Raw genomic sequence first — 15,379 nt, 5'->3', positions numbered from 1 at the left:
TTGGACAAAGAAATGACGCGCCGCCACGCGCAGTGGCTAACAGTGATAAAGAGAAAATCCGACTCACGCAGACCACTAACACCGAAAGCACCAACCCGGCATAGACCCCGACCACGAACGCCGCAAACACCAACCCGACCCAGACCCGCTTCGACCACTAACCCTACTCTAAAGCCCCACCACCGGCAAACCCAAACCCAAACCCCAAAGTGCGAACGAAACTACTTAAGACTGCCAGAAAGAAACTGCCGCAGCCGCTCACTCTTCGGTGCCGTGAGCACATCGCCCGGTGCACCTTCTTCTTCGGTCCGCCCCTGATGCAGGAACATCACATGATTCGAGACGTTGCGCGCAAAGCCCATCTCATGCGTGACCACGATCATCGTGCGACCCTCTTCGGCAAGCTTCTGCATCACCTTCAGCACTTCGCCAACCAGCTCCGGATCGAGCGCCGAAGTCGGTTCGTCAAACAGCATCACATCGGGATGCATCGCCAGCGCGCGCGCAATAGCCACGCGCTGTTGCTGTCCGCCTGACATATGCGAAGGATATTGCTTCTCGATGCGCGGCGCGAGACCCACTTTCTCAAGGTACATCCGTGCACGCTCCTCCGCCTCCTTCTTCGATAGACCGAGCACATGACGCGGTGCTTCCATCACGTTTTCGATAGCGGTCATATGCGACCACAAGTTGAAATGCTGGAACACCATCGCGAGCTTGGTGCGCACCCGCTGCAACTGCTTGCGGTCAGCTACGTCATGGTTGCCGGCGCGGTCGGCCTTGACGAGCACCGTCTCGCCATCCACCACGATCTGCCCCGCGTTCGGCCTCTCGAGGAAGTTGATGCAGCGAAGAAACGTGCTCTTACCCGAACCACTCGCGCCGATAATGCTGATGACGTCGCCCGCGCGCGCGGAAAGCGATACGCCCTTGAGCACCTCATTGTCGCCGTAGCGCTTGTGAATGTCTTGCGCGACCAGTTTCGTCGCGGCATCTTTGGCGGTTAGCTCCAACTCATACTCCAGGGTGGTTGACTGAACTGCGGTTTAAACCAAGGTAACGCTCTAGCGAACCGATTTTAAGCGACGAGCCTTCAGCGACAACCTCTAGCGACGACTCGTGCCCAGATACCCAAGCCAGCGCTTTTCTGCACGCCGGAATGCGCCGATCAACACGAACGACACCGCCAGGTAGATCAACGCCGCAAGCCCGAACGACTCGAACGATTGATAGGTGGCCGAGTTGGCATCGCGTGCGACCTTCAGAATGTCCGGTACGGTTGCGGTGAAAGCAACTGTGGTGGCGTGCAGCATGAGGATCACTTCGTTACTGTACAGCGGCAGCGAGCGTCGCAACGCAGAAGGCAGGATCACGCGCCGATACACGGTAAAGGTGCTCATGCCATACGCACGGGCGGCTTCCACTTCTCCGTACGGAGTCGAGCGGATCGCACCGGCGAAAATCTCGGTGGTGTACGCACAGGTATTCATGGCGAAGGCCAGGATCGCGCAATTGAAACCGCTGCGAAAGAATGCCTCGAGCAGCGACTGCGAGCGCACGAACTCGAGACTGTACATGCCGGTGTAGAGCAGCAGCAACTGCACGTAGAGCGGCGTGCCGCGAAACACGTAGGTGTAGAGGCGCACCGGTGTGGAGAGCCAGCGGTTCTTCGACACGCGCGCGCAGGCAAGCGGAACCGCCGCTACAAAACCGAGCGCAAGCGCGCTCACCAGCAGCCACAAGGTCACGACAAGACCCGAGGCGCGCATCCCGTCGGAGTAAAGAAACGGACGCCAGTAATCGGCAAGTATCTGGATCATGATGGTCGCTTTTCCCTTGTTTGCTCAGAGGTCGGCGTGCCGCACGCCCGTGGAATAGCGGCGTTCGAGATACAGCAGAACGATGTTCGAGACCGTCGTGATGATGAGATACGCGGCGGCCGCGACCAGGATGAAGAAGAACATCTTGTAGGTGCTTTTGCCGGCGTCTTGGGCGGCCTTGACGATATCGGCGAGACCGATGATCGACACCAGCGCCGTCGCCTTGATCATCACTTGCCAGTTGTTGCCGATCCCCGGCAACGCAAAGCGCATCATCTGCGGAAACAGGATGCGCACGAACACGCGAACGCCGCTCATGCCATAGGCGCTGCCAGCTTCCAGTTGCCCGCGCGGCACCGCGAGAAACGCGCCGCGAAAGGTTTCGGTGAAGTAAGCGCCGTAGATGAAACCAAGCGTGAGGACGCCGGCCGTAAACGGATCGATGTCGAATTGCTCCAGGCCGAATGCATCGGTCAGGTTGTTGACGCCAATCTGGATGCTGTAGAAAAGCAGCAGCATGAGGACCAGGTCGGGCACCGCACGAATCAGCGTCGTGTAGGCAGTGGCGATACCTCGCGTGACGCGGTTGCCCGAGAGCTTGGCGCTTGCACCGGCGAGCCCGAGCAGGATGGATACCACGAGAGACAGGACCGCGAGTGCAATCGTCTGTTTCGCGCCCGCCAGCAGCAGTGGACCATAGCCGTATAGGAACAAGTGCGTGTCTCCGTCTGTTGAAGGGATCGTGCGGGTACGCGCCTTATGACGGCGCTGTTGCCCGGACGACTGGCGCCGATAGTGACCAGCGAAAATTAATTGCTCAAACGCGAGGAGGGGTTTTTATTGCGCCGCAACAAATCCCCCGATAGACGCCCATCGCGAACAATGAACCATCCGGCAGGGGCTCTGGGTGCGATGCAGGTTTCGTACGGCCTCACACCCGGTGCTGGCTGGCGAGCGGAATCCACGGGTTTTGCGTCGCTTTTCCGATAGAAACAAAGAGGCTGGAAACGCGCATCGGCAAGAGCTGAGACGCGAAAATCCGCTGCGCTTGTGCAACGCGTCTGAAAGGATGCGGGTGTCGGCGTGGACGTGTCCTTTGACCATGTGAAGTCAGCGGAGTCGACCGTGCATTCGCCCGCGATGCATCGTGAATGAAGATGCAGAAGATGCGCCGAACCAGCAAAACGCCCGGAGTTTTCAAGGAAGCGCGGGCGCTCGGTTGTTCTTCCGTTCCAACGCCCGCAGAGACGTTCTCTGGCGTCCGCCACGAAGGTCGGGCTGGCGTACGGCAACACAAAGTAGCCCCAGGACGACATCCAGTAGCGGTGGTTGAGCAGGTTGTTCACGCCCGCACGGAGCGTAACGTCCTTCCCGCCGATGCGCGCTCCGAAGACGGGCAGCCCTCAATCAGAACGCACGAAGCAGCCTGAGGCCGTACACGCTGTGAAACCAGACGTCGTCCACAGCCAAGGCCGCCACGATCCATGCCGCACCGACGATCAACGCGTCGCATCGACCACTGTTCCACCAGTTCAGGGAGTGCCGCGACACGAGCCAGGGTACGCCGAGCGGGTTGGGCCAGTCGGCGAAGAGGTGCATCAAGCCGCCGCAGGCGAAGCCGAAGCTGACGGCGGCCCAGGGGTAGACGCCGAGAAAATGGTAAGAAACGGCGAGCAGTGCAACCCAGCCCACACCCCAGTGCGTGAGCGTGCGATGCGTGATCCATAACCTTCGCGCCCGCGTCCACCACGCCACTTCGAGCCAGTCCGGCGCGGTGCCGCCAAACACGCCGGCACAAAAGCTCAGTACGCCCCAGACGTGATACGGACCGGCTGCGCCGGCCTTACTGACGACAGCCGCAGCGATAAGACCCGCTGCCCACCCGGTCGCATGATGCGCGTTGCTCGAAGCCATGAAGAGATGCCGCGTATAGCGAATGAAATGAGGTCGCGCATGTTGACACAAGAGATGCGTATTGTGCGCAATGTCTGAGAAGCGGCGGCGCGTTGCAGTCGCGAGGCTTGGGGCGGGCGCGCGACTTGCTGTATGAAGATATCGCCACCTTTTGCCAAGTCCTATGTCCCGTTTTGTCCTTACCGCTGTTTCTTTACTTGGAATTCTGCTGAACAGTACGGCATTTGCTGCGACCCGCGATGAGCAGACCGCGGCCTGCAAAGGCGACGCAATTCGCTACTGCGCAGCTGAGATTCCGAACGAGCAAAAAATCACCGTCTGCATGAAGGCGCATCTCGAGCAACTCAGCCCTGAATGCAAGGCGATGTTCAAGCAACCGGCATCGAGCAAACCCAAGAAGGTGCTCAAGCCCGCGTGAACAAGGAGTAATCATGCTGACGCAGACGTTCGAAACAGTTCTCGCACTGTTATCGCCCGGATTTCTCTGCCTCTCGGCGCTGACACCCGCAAGTGTCGCGCACGGGTTTGGATCGATACTGGGAATTCTGATCGGCATTGCGATCCCACTGGGAATAGCCATGACGACCCGTAAGCAGCTAGAAAGGCTTTGAAAATCTGACCTGCATGAGGTTGATCGATGGGGTGGACACCGGCGCGCTCCAGCACCCAGACAGCACGAAGGCCGGTGGATCGTCGCGCCGGACAGCGCAACGATTATCCTCAAGCACGACCACTACGTTCAGGCACGCGCTGCAGCGTAACGGCGCGCGACTTCCGGCCAGTTGATCACGCTATAGAACGCAGCGATGTACTCCGGCCTGCGATTCTCATACTTCAAATAGTAAGCATGCTCCCAGACATCCAGCCCGAGAATGGGCTGGTTGCCCGACATCAATCCCGCCATCAACGGACTGTCCTGATTGCCCGTATTTTCCACGATCAGGCGGCCTTTCTTGTCGACGCAAAGCCATGCCCAGCCGCTGCCAAAACGCGTCAATGCAGCCTTCGTGAAAGCTTCCTTGAAAGCCGCAAATCCGCCCAGATCAGCACCAATCGCGCGGGCCAACTCACCTTCGGGTTCACCGCCGCCTTGAGGCGACATGACGGTCCAGAACAAGCTGTGATTCGCGTGGCCGCCACCGTTATTACGCACGGGCAATTTCAAGGCCTCGGGCAATGAATCAATTTGCGCCACCAGCGACTCAACCGGTACGTCTTGGTACTCCGTGTCCTTTACCGCGGCATTCAGATTGTTGACGTAGGTCTGGTGATGCTTCGTGTGATGAACCTCCATTGTGCGGGCATCGATATTAGGTTCGAGTGCATCGAATGAATAGGGCAAGGCGGGCAACGTGTAGGGCATTGCAAATTTCCTTGATATAGGCCTTTAGTGGCATTGGCCGGCGCAGCGTGCGAACTACGCACGGCTTCGCGCATTACCCGCTCCCACACGGACAGGCTCGATTCGATGCTCGGGGAGGACGCGTTTTCCGCAGGATTGACGATCTGCCGGTGCATGAAAGGGCTCCTGTTTCTGCACCCTTTTCGTTGGCGGTCGCCTGCGTACCTGGGATATTAAATGATAATCATTCGTGTTGATGGTGTCTAGTGAAGTCTCGCGACCGGACATTTCCCGGTAATCTTCGAGGTGAGCCGCCCTAAGCCGCGCTCGGTTTTTCACTGATTACCAGGAGGAAGGTTTGGATTTTCTACGACCTGAAGTCTTGACTGCCACGTTACAGAAGCAGCACGCGGCGATGACCGTGTTTGTCTCGGGCAAGAATGTGCCGACCCCATGGGGCATTGCGGCGGGTATGGCGGACGCATCCACGGCTCGATCGCTCACTATCGATACACCGCTGCGTGTTGCCAGCAACACCAAGACTTTCGTCGCAGCCACAGTGCTGCGCCTGTGGGAGCAGGGCGCTATTTCCCTCGATGCACCCATCGCGTCGCTGCTTGCGCCGGCGCTGCAGCGCTTGTTGACGTCTCGCGGATATCGTACTGACAAGATCACGGTCCGCCATCTTTTAAGCCATAGCGCGGGCGTCTTCGATCACGCCGATGACCCGCGTTATTTCAAGGCGGTGCTCGCGAACCCTACGCATCATTGGACCCGTGAGGAGCAGGTTGCGCTTTCCTGCCACTACGCAGGACCAACCAGTGAGCCCGGCCAGGAGTACATGTATTCCGATACCGGATACGTTCTGCTGGGCGACATCGTCGAGCGCGTGACGCAACAGTCATTGGCTCAGAGCGTCAGGCATCAGTTGCGTTTCGATGAGCGCGGGCTAGCATCGACATGGTGGGAACTCGCCGAGACTCAACCCGCGGGAACGCAGGCACGGGCGCGACAGTTCCTCGATGACGTTGCCGTCACTGACGTAACCGATGTGAGCGCGACGCTGGATCTCTATGGCGGCGGAGGGTTGGTCATGTCGGTCCGTGATCTTGCTACGTTCCACCAGGATCTGTTCGAGAACCGCGTGTTCGACGATCCCGCCACGCTCACCGAAATGCTGCGCAAGGGTGAGCATGAGGACGCTGAAGAGTATCGGCTGGGTGTTGCAGTCAAGCGGGTGAACGGGCGGGAGTGTTATTCGCACACCGGATTCTGGGGAACGGCCGTCTATTACTCACCGGACGCCGGTGTATCGATTGCAGGCTTTACGACCCACCGTGCCGAGCGGGTGGCACTGGTTAAGCTCATCGAGGAAGCAATAGGCGGACGCTGACGTTCGTGACGGGAACGGATAGTGGATCTATCGAGCTGTGAGAGAAACCGCACCGCGATGTCACGCGACGAAAAATAACGAGTTCGGCTCCGTCTAAAAAGAGTGATATGGCTGAGAAGGGTCGCGAATTAACATCAGCAGTACAAAATGAACGTCGTTACATCCCCAGAATCTGGGACAAGTCCTTGACGCTGGTATGCAAAGTCTATTTTTGACCCGGCGCTACATTCGCTTGGCGGCCCGGCCGCTTTGCTTGCCGTGACGGTACGGTACAGGCGCATTTCCAGTTCCGTAGTCCAGAGGTCGGACCATGCCCTGACAAGCGTGCCATCGCTTAGCTCTCAGGTGGCCAACCGCTCTTCGCCTTCCCATCTTGCGCAATTGCCCAGGAACCTGACAACGCCATTGCAGCCGCGCTGAAAAGCGTCCCAGCATAAGGCGCGCTAATAAATTGCAGAAGCACGTCGGCCCTTTCGGTGCAGTGCCGCACCAGATGCGCCAGACGATGCACCGGCGTCAGCGCTCGACGCTGTTCGGGCTGGCTGCATCGGATACCGCAATGCCCCATTAGAGTTTAGTGGCAGGAAGTTTTGATTCATTTCAATAAACTTGGCACGGTCATTGCATTTGTCTGTGTGCAGGAATCGACGCCTTGATCTGCTTTCCGATTCGTGTGGGACGTCGCCCGGAAAGGGCGGGGTTGGGTGACATCAAGCAGCAGGTTTGCTGTCCGTTGCGGTATTCAATAACGCTCTTGAGCATGTGGATGAACTTGGCGCCCGTGTGGTCGAAGACACAGGAGGCGCGGTTTATTTCGAGATTTTTGACTGTGGAAAAGTTGAGCGCGGCGCATTCAGCTTTGATTCACCAATCTTTCAGGAACCCAATATGAGCACTCCGCAAAGCACTCCACAAAACGGCGCGCAAGTGGCGCCGGCACCATCCAGTGGCCTACGTACCGGTACTTTAGGTTTTCCCGAGGTGATCGGCCAATCCATCGCGAACCTTTCTCCGACCTTCACGCCATCGATCAACGTCACCGCAATCGCGGCGCTGGCCGGCGCGGGCACATGGTTCATTTATGGCCTTTCGACAATCGGGCTGCTGCTGGTGAGCATGAGTATCATCGCGCTCTCCAGCCGGATCGCATCCGCCGGTTCGTTCTTTGTCTATATCGCGCGTGCACTGGGACCGATGGCGGGTGGCATTGCAGGCTGGGGCTTGATCGCGGCTTACGTAGGCACCGCGATGGGGGTTGGCGCCGCGGGCGTGGTGTTCGTGCAGAACGCGTTTTCGGCCTGGGGCATCAATATCCCGTCGTGGGCGGTCTACACAATTTTCGTCGGCCTGGCCTGGTTCTTCTCGGCACGTGACGTGAAGCTCTCGTCACGCTTGTCGCTGGCGATCGAAGGCGCGTCCGTCGTGATCGTGGGCGGTGTGCTGATCTATGTGCTCGCGCTGCATCCGGACCATATCATCGACCACACGCAGCTCGGGCTGCAGGGCGTGAGCGGCAAGGGCATGGCGCAGGGCATGGTGCTCGGTATCTTCTCGTACGTGGGTTTCGAAAGCGCGGCCTCGCTCGGCCAGGAAACCAAGAATCCGCTGCGCGTGATTCCGCGTGCGGTGGTCTGGAGCGTGATCCTGTCGGGCCTGTTCTTCATGTTCGTGGCCTATTCGATGACGATCGCCTATCACGGCGACGTCGCCAAGCTCGGCGCCGATTCGGCCGTGCTCAGCACCTTGCTGACCAGCGTCGGCGCCTCGCCGCTCGGCCCGGTGTTTTATCTTATCGCGTCGGTCAGCGCGTTCTCGTGCGTGCTGGCGTGCATCAACTCATCGAGCCGCCTGCTGTATTCAATGGGCCGCTACCAGTTCGTGCACCGCTCGATGGGCATGGTGCACCGCACGCACCAGACGCCGTATCTGGCCGTTGCGTTTTCATCGATCGTGACCTTCGTGGTGTGCATTGCGATGCTCGGCACGGGTCCGCTCAACACCTTCGGCTATACCAGCACGTTCGCGACCTTTGGCTTCCTGGTGGTGTATTTCCTGGTCGCCATCGCAGCGCCGGTTTATCTGAAGAAGCAGGGCGAGCTCAAGACGAGCAACGTTGTGTGGGGTGTGCTCGGCGCATTGGCGATGGTCGGTGCGGTGATCGGCAGCGTGTATCCGGTGCCCGATTATCCGTATAACATCCTGCCTTATCTGTTCGTCGCGTATATGCTGGTTGGCGCAATCTGGTTGATGATGCTCAAGAAGCGCGCCCCCCAGGTGCTCGCGAAGATCGAGCACGATCTGGAAGCAAGCGACGTGATGACCCATGGCAAAAAGTAAATGAGTGAACCCTTCTCCCTGGATAGCTTGCCCGCACCCGATACCGTCCGGATGCCAGGCGATACAGAGGGAAGGCGCGCTAGCCGTCGCGGAATGGACGGCCAGGAAATTGACCTGAAGTTGCGGCCGGAACGCGGCGAGTGCGCCGCTCTCGAGATCGGTTGTGTTTCTTGCCCTGCCCGCACCCGCGGGCAGGATCACATCAACGAAGACTACGTCGGCGTGATGCTCGGCGATCTCGCGGCGCGCGCCGCGCGTGGCAGCGTGATCGCCCTGGCCGATGGCGTGAGCGGCAGCAAGGGCGGGCGGGTCGCGGCCGAACTCTCGGTGCGGACCTTCATCGATGCCTATTACGGGCTCCCCGACACCTTGCAGCCCGGCGTGGCCGCTGCGCGCGCGCTCGAAGCAATACACGGCTGGCTGCATCAGATCGGCCGCGTCGATCCCGCACTGAAGCAGATGGCCGCGTCCTTTGCGGCGCTGGTCGTGCGTCGCGCTACCGCGTATCTGGTCGCCGCCGGCGATGTGCGGCTCTATCTGCTGCGCGATGGCCAACTGACCCAGCTCGGCGATGACGACGTGGTGCCGGTCGCTTTCGGTTCTTATGTGGGGCATGCGGTCGGTATGCATCCGACGCTGGTGACTCGCATCGAAACACTTGAGCTGCACGAGGGCGACCGTTTGCTGATGTGCTCCGACGGGCTTTATCGCCGCGTGCCGATGCGCGAGCTGCAGACGGTGCTGGCGGCGCGTGGCGGTGCGCTCGAAACCGCACGCCGGCTTGGTGCGCTGGCGGTTGCGCGCGGCTCGCAGGACGACGTGACGAGCGCGGTGCTCGACGTGGGCGTCCTGCCGTTACTCGATGTCGGCTACCTGGAGCGGGTGGTCGGCGCGTTGCCAATTCCAGCGGTGCCCGACGCCGGCAATGTTGTCGATGGCTATCTGCTCAAGAGCGTGTTGAGCGATGGCTTCTATTCGCGGATTTTCTCCGGCTACGATCTGGCCGATCCGAACACGCCGTTAGCGTTGAAGTTCCCCAAGCCGCGTGTCTCGCAAGACGAGAACGTGCGTCAGTCGATCGTGCGCGAGCGCTGGCTGGCCGGCAAGATAGGCGACGAAGGCGTACTCGCGCCGATGCCTGTCGATGCCGACCGGCAAACCCGGCTGTATGTGGTGATGCCGCTCGGTGCCGGCGTCACCCTCGAAAAACTGCTGACGGCGCCGCAGCCCATGGCGCTGCCGCGTGCGCTCAAGATCGCGCGGCAACTGGGTCATTCGATCGACGCGCTGAATCGACGCAATATCTTCCATCGCGATATCAAACCGGAGAACGTGCTGGTGATTCAGGGCGATATCACGCGCCTGCTCGATCTCGGGTTCGGTTATATGCCGGGCATGCAGTTGCCGGGGCCTGACGCCACACCAGGCTCGCCTGCTTATATGGCGCCTGAGTTGATGAAAGGCTCGCAAGGCGATGCACGCTCCGAGGTGTTTGCGTATGGCGTGACCCTGTACCGGCTGTTCAGCGGCGGCAAGCTGCCCTACGGCTTTAATGGCCGCGTGCCGCTCTATCAATACCGCGCCGACGCGCCGCCATGGCTCGACCTCGTGCTGGAGAAAGCGTTGCAGCCCGATCCGGCACGCAGGTATCAGGACGTGCTCGAAGTCTGCGCGGATCTCGACCGTTTTTCGAGCGGTCGAGACACCATGGCGCCGGTTCGGCGCAGGCCCTTGCTCGAGAGCGATCCGGTGCTGTTCTGGCAGTTGCTCGCAGTGCTATTGCTGGCGCTGCTGTTTTGGTCCTTGATGCGGCATTGAGCGGGGATGATGGTTCGGCCGCGCCACTCGCCACTCGCCACTCGCCGCTGCGCAGAGCCTCGCTCGATTTAGTTAATGAGGATGCCATAAAATTCAATGACTCAATCAGTGACTGGTGCAGCGTCTCATCCCGTCCGGCAAAGCCTGGCGCGTCGCGAAATGCGGCCGTTTCCCCAGCGGCGCGATCGAGGGTCACCGGCGCGCTTTTCAAGGCCGAATCGCGCGTGGCGGTGTAATTGCGTTCCTTGAGGGCGGAATAGGCTCGCGTGAGCGCCGCGCGTGCGGGTTGTGTCCTTATAGCCGTCGTTAAACTTGACCCATGCGCAGCTATCCTGATGTTCCCGGAAGGGCAGTCAGACTTTTGTTCCGGCGACTAAAGGAGCGCGAAGCTCGACACGTTCGATCTTTTTGACGATGACCAGGTAGCTGAACACGGTGAGAAGGGCGTTGATACCGACGAACACCAGTGCACCGTTGAAGGATCCGGTCGTGGCAACGAGATAACCGATCACAATCGGCGTCACAATGCCCGCAACATTGCCGAACATGTTGAAGATCGAACCGGACAAACCAATCGCTTCCTTGGGCGATGTATCCGCGACCACCGCCCAACCCAGCGCGCCAATCCCCTTGCCAAAGAAAGCCAGCGACATCAGCGCGACGACAACCCAGTCCGTCGTCACGTAGTTGCATCCAATGATGCATACGGATAAAAGCATGCCGCCAACGATCGGGACCTTTCGCGCAATCGTCAGGGAGTGGCCACGCCGGATCAGCGTGTCCGAAAAGACCCCGCCGAGCACGCCGCCCGTAAAGCCGCAGATAGCAGGCAATGACGCCGTGAGTCCGGCTTGCAGAATGGTCATCCCACGGGCCTGGACGAGGTAGATCGGAAACCACGTCAGGAAGAAATAGGTCAGGACGTTGATGCAATACTGGGCAAGGTACACGCCAAGGAGCATACGGTTAGACATCAGCTGGCGTACATAAAACCAGGTTCCCGGTTGGCTCGCATCGGCATAAGCGGTCTTTCTTTGCGGATGAATCAGGCCACCGCCGTTCTCGATGTGCTCAAGTTCAGCCTTGTTCACGCGAGGATGATCGCTCGGGCTTTTCATGACTTTGAGCCACGTCAGGGCAAGCACGATGCCCGTGACTCCCATAACCAGATAAACGTTTTGCCATCCGAACGAATGGGTGATCCACGCCATGAGCGGGGTAAAGATGACCGCGGCAAAATATTGGGCTGAGTTGAAGATGGCTGACGCAGTGCCACGCTCAGCGGTGGGAAACCAGCTTGCAACGACTTTGGCGTTCGCAGGAAAGGCCGGTGCCTCGGCCATGCCCATCGCAAAGCGCAACACGAACAACGCAATGACGGCAGCGCCTGCGCTACCCGCGAGACCGATCGAACTCTGCAGCAAGGTGAAGAGCGACCACAGGAAAATACTGGCGGCATACATGCGGCGCGCGCCGAACCGGTCGAGCAGCCAGCCGGCCGGCAGCTGCGACAACACATAAGCCCAACTAAAGGCGGAGAAGATGTATCCCATGCGAATCGCGTCGAAACCAAATTCGCTGCGCATCGCGGAGCCGGTGATCGACAGGGTGGCGCGGTCGGCGTAGTTGAGTGTGGTGATGATAAAGATCATCAGCAAAATCAGGTACCGGACGTTCGTGCGCTTGGCGATGCCGGCGATGCTTGCAGTGCGGCTTGATTGCATAGTGGGTCTTCAATCGTTCCAGCTGGAGAGCATGAGAAATATCGACGCGCGGACTGCCCAGGAAAGACCATCGTCAAGGGCAGTCGCGCCGGGCGGCCGGGTCGCTTTGCCCGGATGCCGGATTCAAACCATCATTGCTTCGTTGCTCTTGGAAAAGTGCCTGGGAGCGAATGCGTTTCCCAAGGCACTTTCGTGTCTCACTGCATGCTCGTAATGCATAAGCGGTCGCACTGCCCAAAAGCGACTTGCCTATTGTTCTGTTCGTACTATTGCGCGCCCAGTTTCTTGATGAGCACATCGAGTTGGGCCATTTCATCTTCGTCGAGATCGGTGAGCGGGGCACGCACCGGGCCTGCACTGTGGCCGACAAGCTTGGCGCCTGCCTTGACGATGCTTACCGCGTAACCGGCACGGCGGTTGCGAATGGCGAGATACGGCAGGAAGAATTCATCGATCAGCTTGCCGACCGTCGCGTGATCGTCCGCTGAGACCGCACGATAAAAGTCCATGGCGGTCTTCGGAATGAAATTGAACACCGCCGACGAATACACGGGCACGCCGAGCGCCTTATAAGCGGCTGCGTAGACTTCAGCGGTCGGCAGACCACCGAGGTATGAGAAGCGGTCGCCCAGGCGGCGGCGGATCGTCACCATGTTCTCGATCTCGCCCACGCCGTCCTTGAAGCCGATCAGGTTGGGACAGCGGTCGGCCAGACGTTCCAGCACATCGGCGTTAAGCTTTGAGTTAGCCCGGTTGTAGACGATCACACCGATGTTTTTCACCGCCTTGCACACTTGCTCAACGTGCAAGCCGATGCCTTCCGGACAGGCTTCAGTCAGGTAATGCGGCATCAGCAAAATACCGTTTGCGCCCAGTCGTTCCGCTTCCTGCGCGTACTCTATGGCCACGCGCGTCGGGCCGCCGGCGCCGGCGAGAATGGGGACTTTGCCCTTGCAGGTTTCGGTGGCAGTGCGGATAACGTTCGAGTAATCGCTTTTGGTCAGCGAGAAGAATTCGCCCGTTCCACCTGCGGCGAACAGGGCGGTCGCGCCATAAGGTGCAAGCCATTCGAGGCGTTCGGCGTAGGTATCGGCGCGAAAATCGCCTTGCTCGTCAAAGTCGGTGACAGGGAAGGACAGCAGGCCATCCGATACGATTTTCTTGAGTTCCTGCGGTGTTGTCATGAGCAAAACATCCGAATAGTCTTAATTGTTAGTCATCGTACGACATGATCGATATGCCTTCAACAAATTAGCTGTAAGTACTGATAATACTGCATTGCTGGTGCACCACGTGGCAAAATGAGCGATGAATTGTTGTATGATGACAGATGTTTGATCAGAGCATTGCGCAATTAATCAATCCGGAAAAGGATGAGTCAAATGGAGCAGGTCCCTCTCTATATCCGCGTTCACCCGCAGGACAACGTCGCCATTGTTGTCAACGACGGCGGTTTGCCAGGGGGAGCGGTCTTTCCAGACGGTCTCGTGCTGTGTGAGCGCGTGCCGCAGGGCCACAAGGTCGCGCTCGCGGATCTAGCCGTTGGCGCCGAGGTCATTCGATACAACGTGGTGATCGGCTATGCGCTCAAGGCGCTGCCGAAGGGCAGCTGGATCAATGAGCACGTGATTCGCATGCCAAGTCCGCCGGGCCTTGAAGGCTTGCCGATCGCAACGGTTAAAGCACCGGCGATGCCGCCGCTCGAGGGCTTCACCTTCGAGGGGTATCGAAATGCGGACGGTTCGGTCGGCTCACGCAACATCCTTGCGATTACGACGACCGTGCAATGCGTGACCGACGTGGTCGAGCACGCGGTCGTGCGGATCAAAGCGGAATTGCTGCCGCGCTACCCGAATGTTGACGATGTCGTCGGCCTGGGGCACACCTATGGTTGTGGTGTGGCTATCGACGCGCCGGATGCGATGATCCCCATCCGCACGGTCCGCAACATCAGCCTGAATCCGAACTTCGGCGGGGAAGTGATGATGGTGAGCCTCGGTTGCGAAAAGCTGCAGCCAGAGCGGCTGATGCCGCCGGGGACCATTCCGATCGCGACCGTTGACAACGTAGATGACGTGGCCGACATCGGCGACGTCGCTCGCGAGCTGAATGGCGATGTCGTCGTCTTGCAGGACGACGCCCATGTCGGCTTCCAGTCGATGATCGACTCCATCATGAAGATGGCCGAAGGTCACCTCCAGAGGCTCAACAACCGGCGCCGCGAAACCTGTCCGGCGTCCGATCTGGTGGTCGGCGTGCAGTGCGGCGGCAGCGATGCATTCTCAGGACTCACGGCTAACCCAGCAGTGGGATTCGCCACGGACCTTCTGGTTCGCGCCGGCGCCACCGTCATGTTCTCCGAGGTCACCGAGGTTCGTGATGGCGTCGACCAGTTGACCAGTCGCGCGGCAACGCCGGAAGTGGCGCAGGCGATCATCCGCGAGATGCGGTGGTACGACGATTACCTGCAGCGTGGCAGCGCCGATCGCAGTGCGAATACGACACCGGGCAATAAAAAGGGCGGCTTGTCGAACATCGTCGAAAAGGCGATGGGCTCGATTATCAAATCGGGGAATTCCGCCATTACCGGGGTGCTGTCGCCGGGCGAAAAGGTGAAGCAGAAGGGCTTGATCTATGCGGCAACGCCGGCAAGCGATTTTATCTGCGGCACGTTGCAACTCGCGGCCGGTATCAACCTGCATATCTTCACAACCGGACGCGGTACGCCATATAGTCTGGCCGAGGTGCCGGTCATCAAGGTCGCCACGCGCACGGACCTTGCGCGCCGCTGGCATGATTTGATGGACGTCAATGCAGGCACGATCGCGACCGGAGACGCGACCATCGAGGATGTGGGCTGGGAACTATTCCGGTTGATGCTTGAGGTGGCGAGTGGCCGCAAGCAAACGTGCGCGGAAAAACTGAAGCTGCATAACGCCCTGGTTCTGTTCAATCCGGCGCCGGTGACCTGATCGGGTAGAGGCCGGCGCGAGTAAGGGAGGATAAACGAGAGGTCAGATCCAGCCGGACC

General features: G+C 59.5%; 14 protein-coding genes. 6 read left to right on the top strand and 8 right to left on the bottom strand.

Annotated elements, in window-relative coordinates:
• Positions 1-221 precede the first annotated feature (221 nt).
• The 5 genes from GSQ93_RS06940 to GSQ93_RS06920 all read right to left on the bottom strand — a co-directional run bounded on the left by GSQ93_RS06940 (position 222) and on the right by GSQ93_RS06920 (position 3,734).
• On the bottom strand, positions 222-1,013 hold the full coding sequence (locus tag GSQ93_RS06940) for an ABC transporter ATP-binding protein (RefSeq protein WP_158934882.1): 792 nt from the start codon (positions 1,011-1,013) through the stop codon (positions 222-224).
• A gap of 93 nt (positions 1,014-1,106) precedes the next feature.
• Positions 1,107-1,820, bottom strand: a complete 714-nt coding sequence (locus GSQ93_RS06935) for an ABC transporter permease (protein ID WP_158934881.1) — start codon at positions 1,818-1,820, stop codon at positions 1,107-1,109.
• Positions 1,821-1,844: 24 nt separating this feature from the next.
• Positions 1,845-2,534, bottom strand: coding sequence for an ABC transporter permease (locus GSQ93_RS06930; RefSeq protein ID WP_158934880.1), 690 nt, complete (start codon positions 2,532-2,534; stop codon positions 1,845-1,847).
• Between the two features lie 95 nt (positions 2,535-2,629).
• Entirely contained in the window at positions 2,630-3,166 is a 537-nt protein-coding gene (locus tag GSQ93_RS06925; RefSeq protein WP_158934879.1) for a hypothetical protein, read from the bottom strand.
• Positions 3,167-3,227: 61 nt separating this feature from the next.
• Positions 3,228-3,734 (bottom strand): metal-dependent hydrolase, encoded by a 507-nt coding sequence (locus tag GSQ93_RS06920; protein WP_158934878.1) that lies wholly within the window; start codon positions 3,732-3,734, stop codon positions 3,228-3,230.
• Positions 3,735-3,897: 163 nt separating this feature from the next.
• Here GSQ93_RS06920 and GSQ93_RS06915 point away from each other — a divergent pair, with 163 nt between their 5' ends.
• Positions 3,898-4,152: a hypothetical protein gene (locus tag GSQ93_RS06915; protein WP_158934877.1), complete on the top strand. Its 255-nt coding sequence runs from the start codon at positions 3,898-3,900 to the stop codon at positions 4,150-4,152.
• 13 nt (positions 4,153-4,165) lie between these two features.
• Entirely contained in the window at positions 4,166-4,345 is a 180-nt protein-coding gene (locus GSQ93_RS06910) for a hypothetical protein (RefSeq protein ID WP_158934876.1), read from the top strand.
• Positions 4,346-4,473: 128 nt separating this feature from the next.
• On the opposite strand, the gene GSQ93_RS06905 is transcribed toward GSQ93_RS06910, so the two are convergent.
• Positions 4,474-5,097, bottom strand: coding sequence for a superoxide dismutase (locus tag GSQ93_RS06905; protein WP_158934875.1), 624 nt, complete (start codon positions 5,095-5,097; stop codon positions 4,474-4,476).
• A gap of 337 nt (positions 5,098-5,434) precedes the next feature.
• On the opposite strand from GSQ93_RS06905, the gene GSQ93_RS06900 reads away from it, so the two are divergent.
• From GSQ93_RS06900 to GSQ93_RS06890, 3 genes are all read left to right on the top strand, one after another.
• A complete protein-coding gene (locus GSQ93_RS06900; protein WP_254073787.1) occupies positions 5,435-6,469 on the top strand; it encodes a serine hydrolase in 1,035 nt (344 codons plus the stop codon).
• Positions 6,470-7,357: 888 nt separating this feature from the next.
• Positions 7,358-8,806, top strand: coding sequence for an APC family permease (locus tag GSQ93_RS06895; protein ID WP_158934874.1), 1,449 nt, complete (start codon positions 7,358-7,360; stop codon positions 8,804-8,806).
• Entirely contained in the window at positions 8,807-10,624 is a 1,818-nt protein-coding gene (locus GSQ93_RS06890) for a bifunctional protein-serine/threonine kinase/phosphatase (protein ID WP_158934873.1), read from the top strand.
• Between the two features lie 353 nt (positions 10,625-10,977).
• On the opposite strand, the gene GSQ93_RS06885 is transcribed toward GSQ93_RS06890, so the two are convergent.
• Together GSQ93_RS06885 and kdgD are read right to left on the bottom strand one after the other, a co-directional pair.
• The gene (locus tag GSQ93_RS06885; RefSeq protein WP_158934872.1) at positions 10,978-12,348 is read right to left on the bottom strand and encodes an MFS transporter; all 1,371 of its coding nucleotides are present in this window, start codon (positions 12,346-12,348) and stop codon (positions 10,978-10,980) included.
• 266 nt (positions 12,349-12,614) lie between these two features.
• A complete protein-coding gene (gene kdgD / locus GSQ93_RS06880; protein ID WP_158934871.1) occupies positions 12,615-13,532 on the bottom strand; it encodes a 5-dehydro-4-deoxyglucarate dehydratase in 918 nt (305 codons plus the stop codon).
• Between the two features lie 198 nt (positions 13,533-13,730).
• Between kdgD and garD the strand changes: the two genes are divergently transcribed.
• Entirely contained in the window at positions 13,731-15,320 is a 1,590-nt protein-coding gene (garD, locus tag GSQ93_RS06875) for a galactarate dehydratase (protein ID WP_158934870.1), read from the top strand.
• Positions 15,321-15,379 lie beyond the last annotated feature (59 nt).

The sequence above is a fragment of the Burkholderia sp. S171 genome, from assembly GCF_009766085.1.
In the GTDB taxonomy this organism is placed as follows: Bacteria; Pseudomonadota; Gammaproteobacteria; order Burkholderiales; family Burkholderiaceae; genus Caballeronia.
Note: the sequence above shows the minus strand (reverse complement) of the source record. Positions and strands in the feature narration are given on the sequence as shown.

What these genes read in the sequence shown, in the direction of transcription:
- GSQ93_RS06935 (WP_158934881.1), bottom strand. Translation starts at nt 1,820, where the DNA reads ATGATCCAGATACTTGCCGATTACTGGCGTCCGTTTCTTTACTCCGAC.
- GSQ93_RS06920 (WP_158934878.1), bottom strand. Translation starts at nt 3,734, where the DNA reads ATGGCTTCGAGCAACGCGCATCATGCGACCGGGTGGGCAGCGGGTCTT.
- GSQ93_RS06915 (WP_158934877.1), top strand. Translation starts at nt 3,898, where the DNA reads ATGTCCCGTTTTGTCCTTACCGCTGTTTCTTTACTTGGAATTCTGCTG.
- GSQ93_RS06910 (WP_158934876.1), top strand. Translation starts at nt 4,166, where the DNA reads ATGCTGACGCAGACGTTCGAAACAGTTCTCGCACTGTTATCGCCCGGA.
- GSQ93_RS06905 (WP_158934875.1), bottom strand. Translation starts at nt 5,097, where the DNA reads ATGCCCTACACGTTGCCCGCCTTGCCCTATTCATTCGATGCACTCGAA.
- GSQ93_RS06895 (WP_158934874.1), top strand. Translation starts at nt 7,358, where the DNA reads ATGAGCACTCCGCAAAGCACTCCACAAAACGGCGCGCAAGTGGCGCCG.
- GSQ93_RS06890 (WP_158934873.1), top strand. Translation starts at nt 8,807, where the DNA reads ATGAGTGAACCCTTCTCCCTGGATAGCTTGCCCGCACCCGATACCGTC.
- GSQ93_RS06885 (WP_158934872.1), bottom strand. Translation starts at nt 12,348, where the DNA reads ATGCAATCAAGCCGCACTGCAAGCATCGCCGGCATCGCCAAGCGCACG.
- kdgD (WP_158934871.1), bottom strand. Translation starts at nt 13,532, where the DNA reads ATGACAACACCGCAGGAACTCAAGAAAATCGTATCGGATGGCCTGCTG.
- garD (WP_158934870.1), top strand. Translation starts at nt 13,731, where the DNA reads ATGGAGCAGGTCCCTCTCTATATCCGCGTTCACCCGCAGGACAACGTC.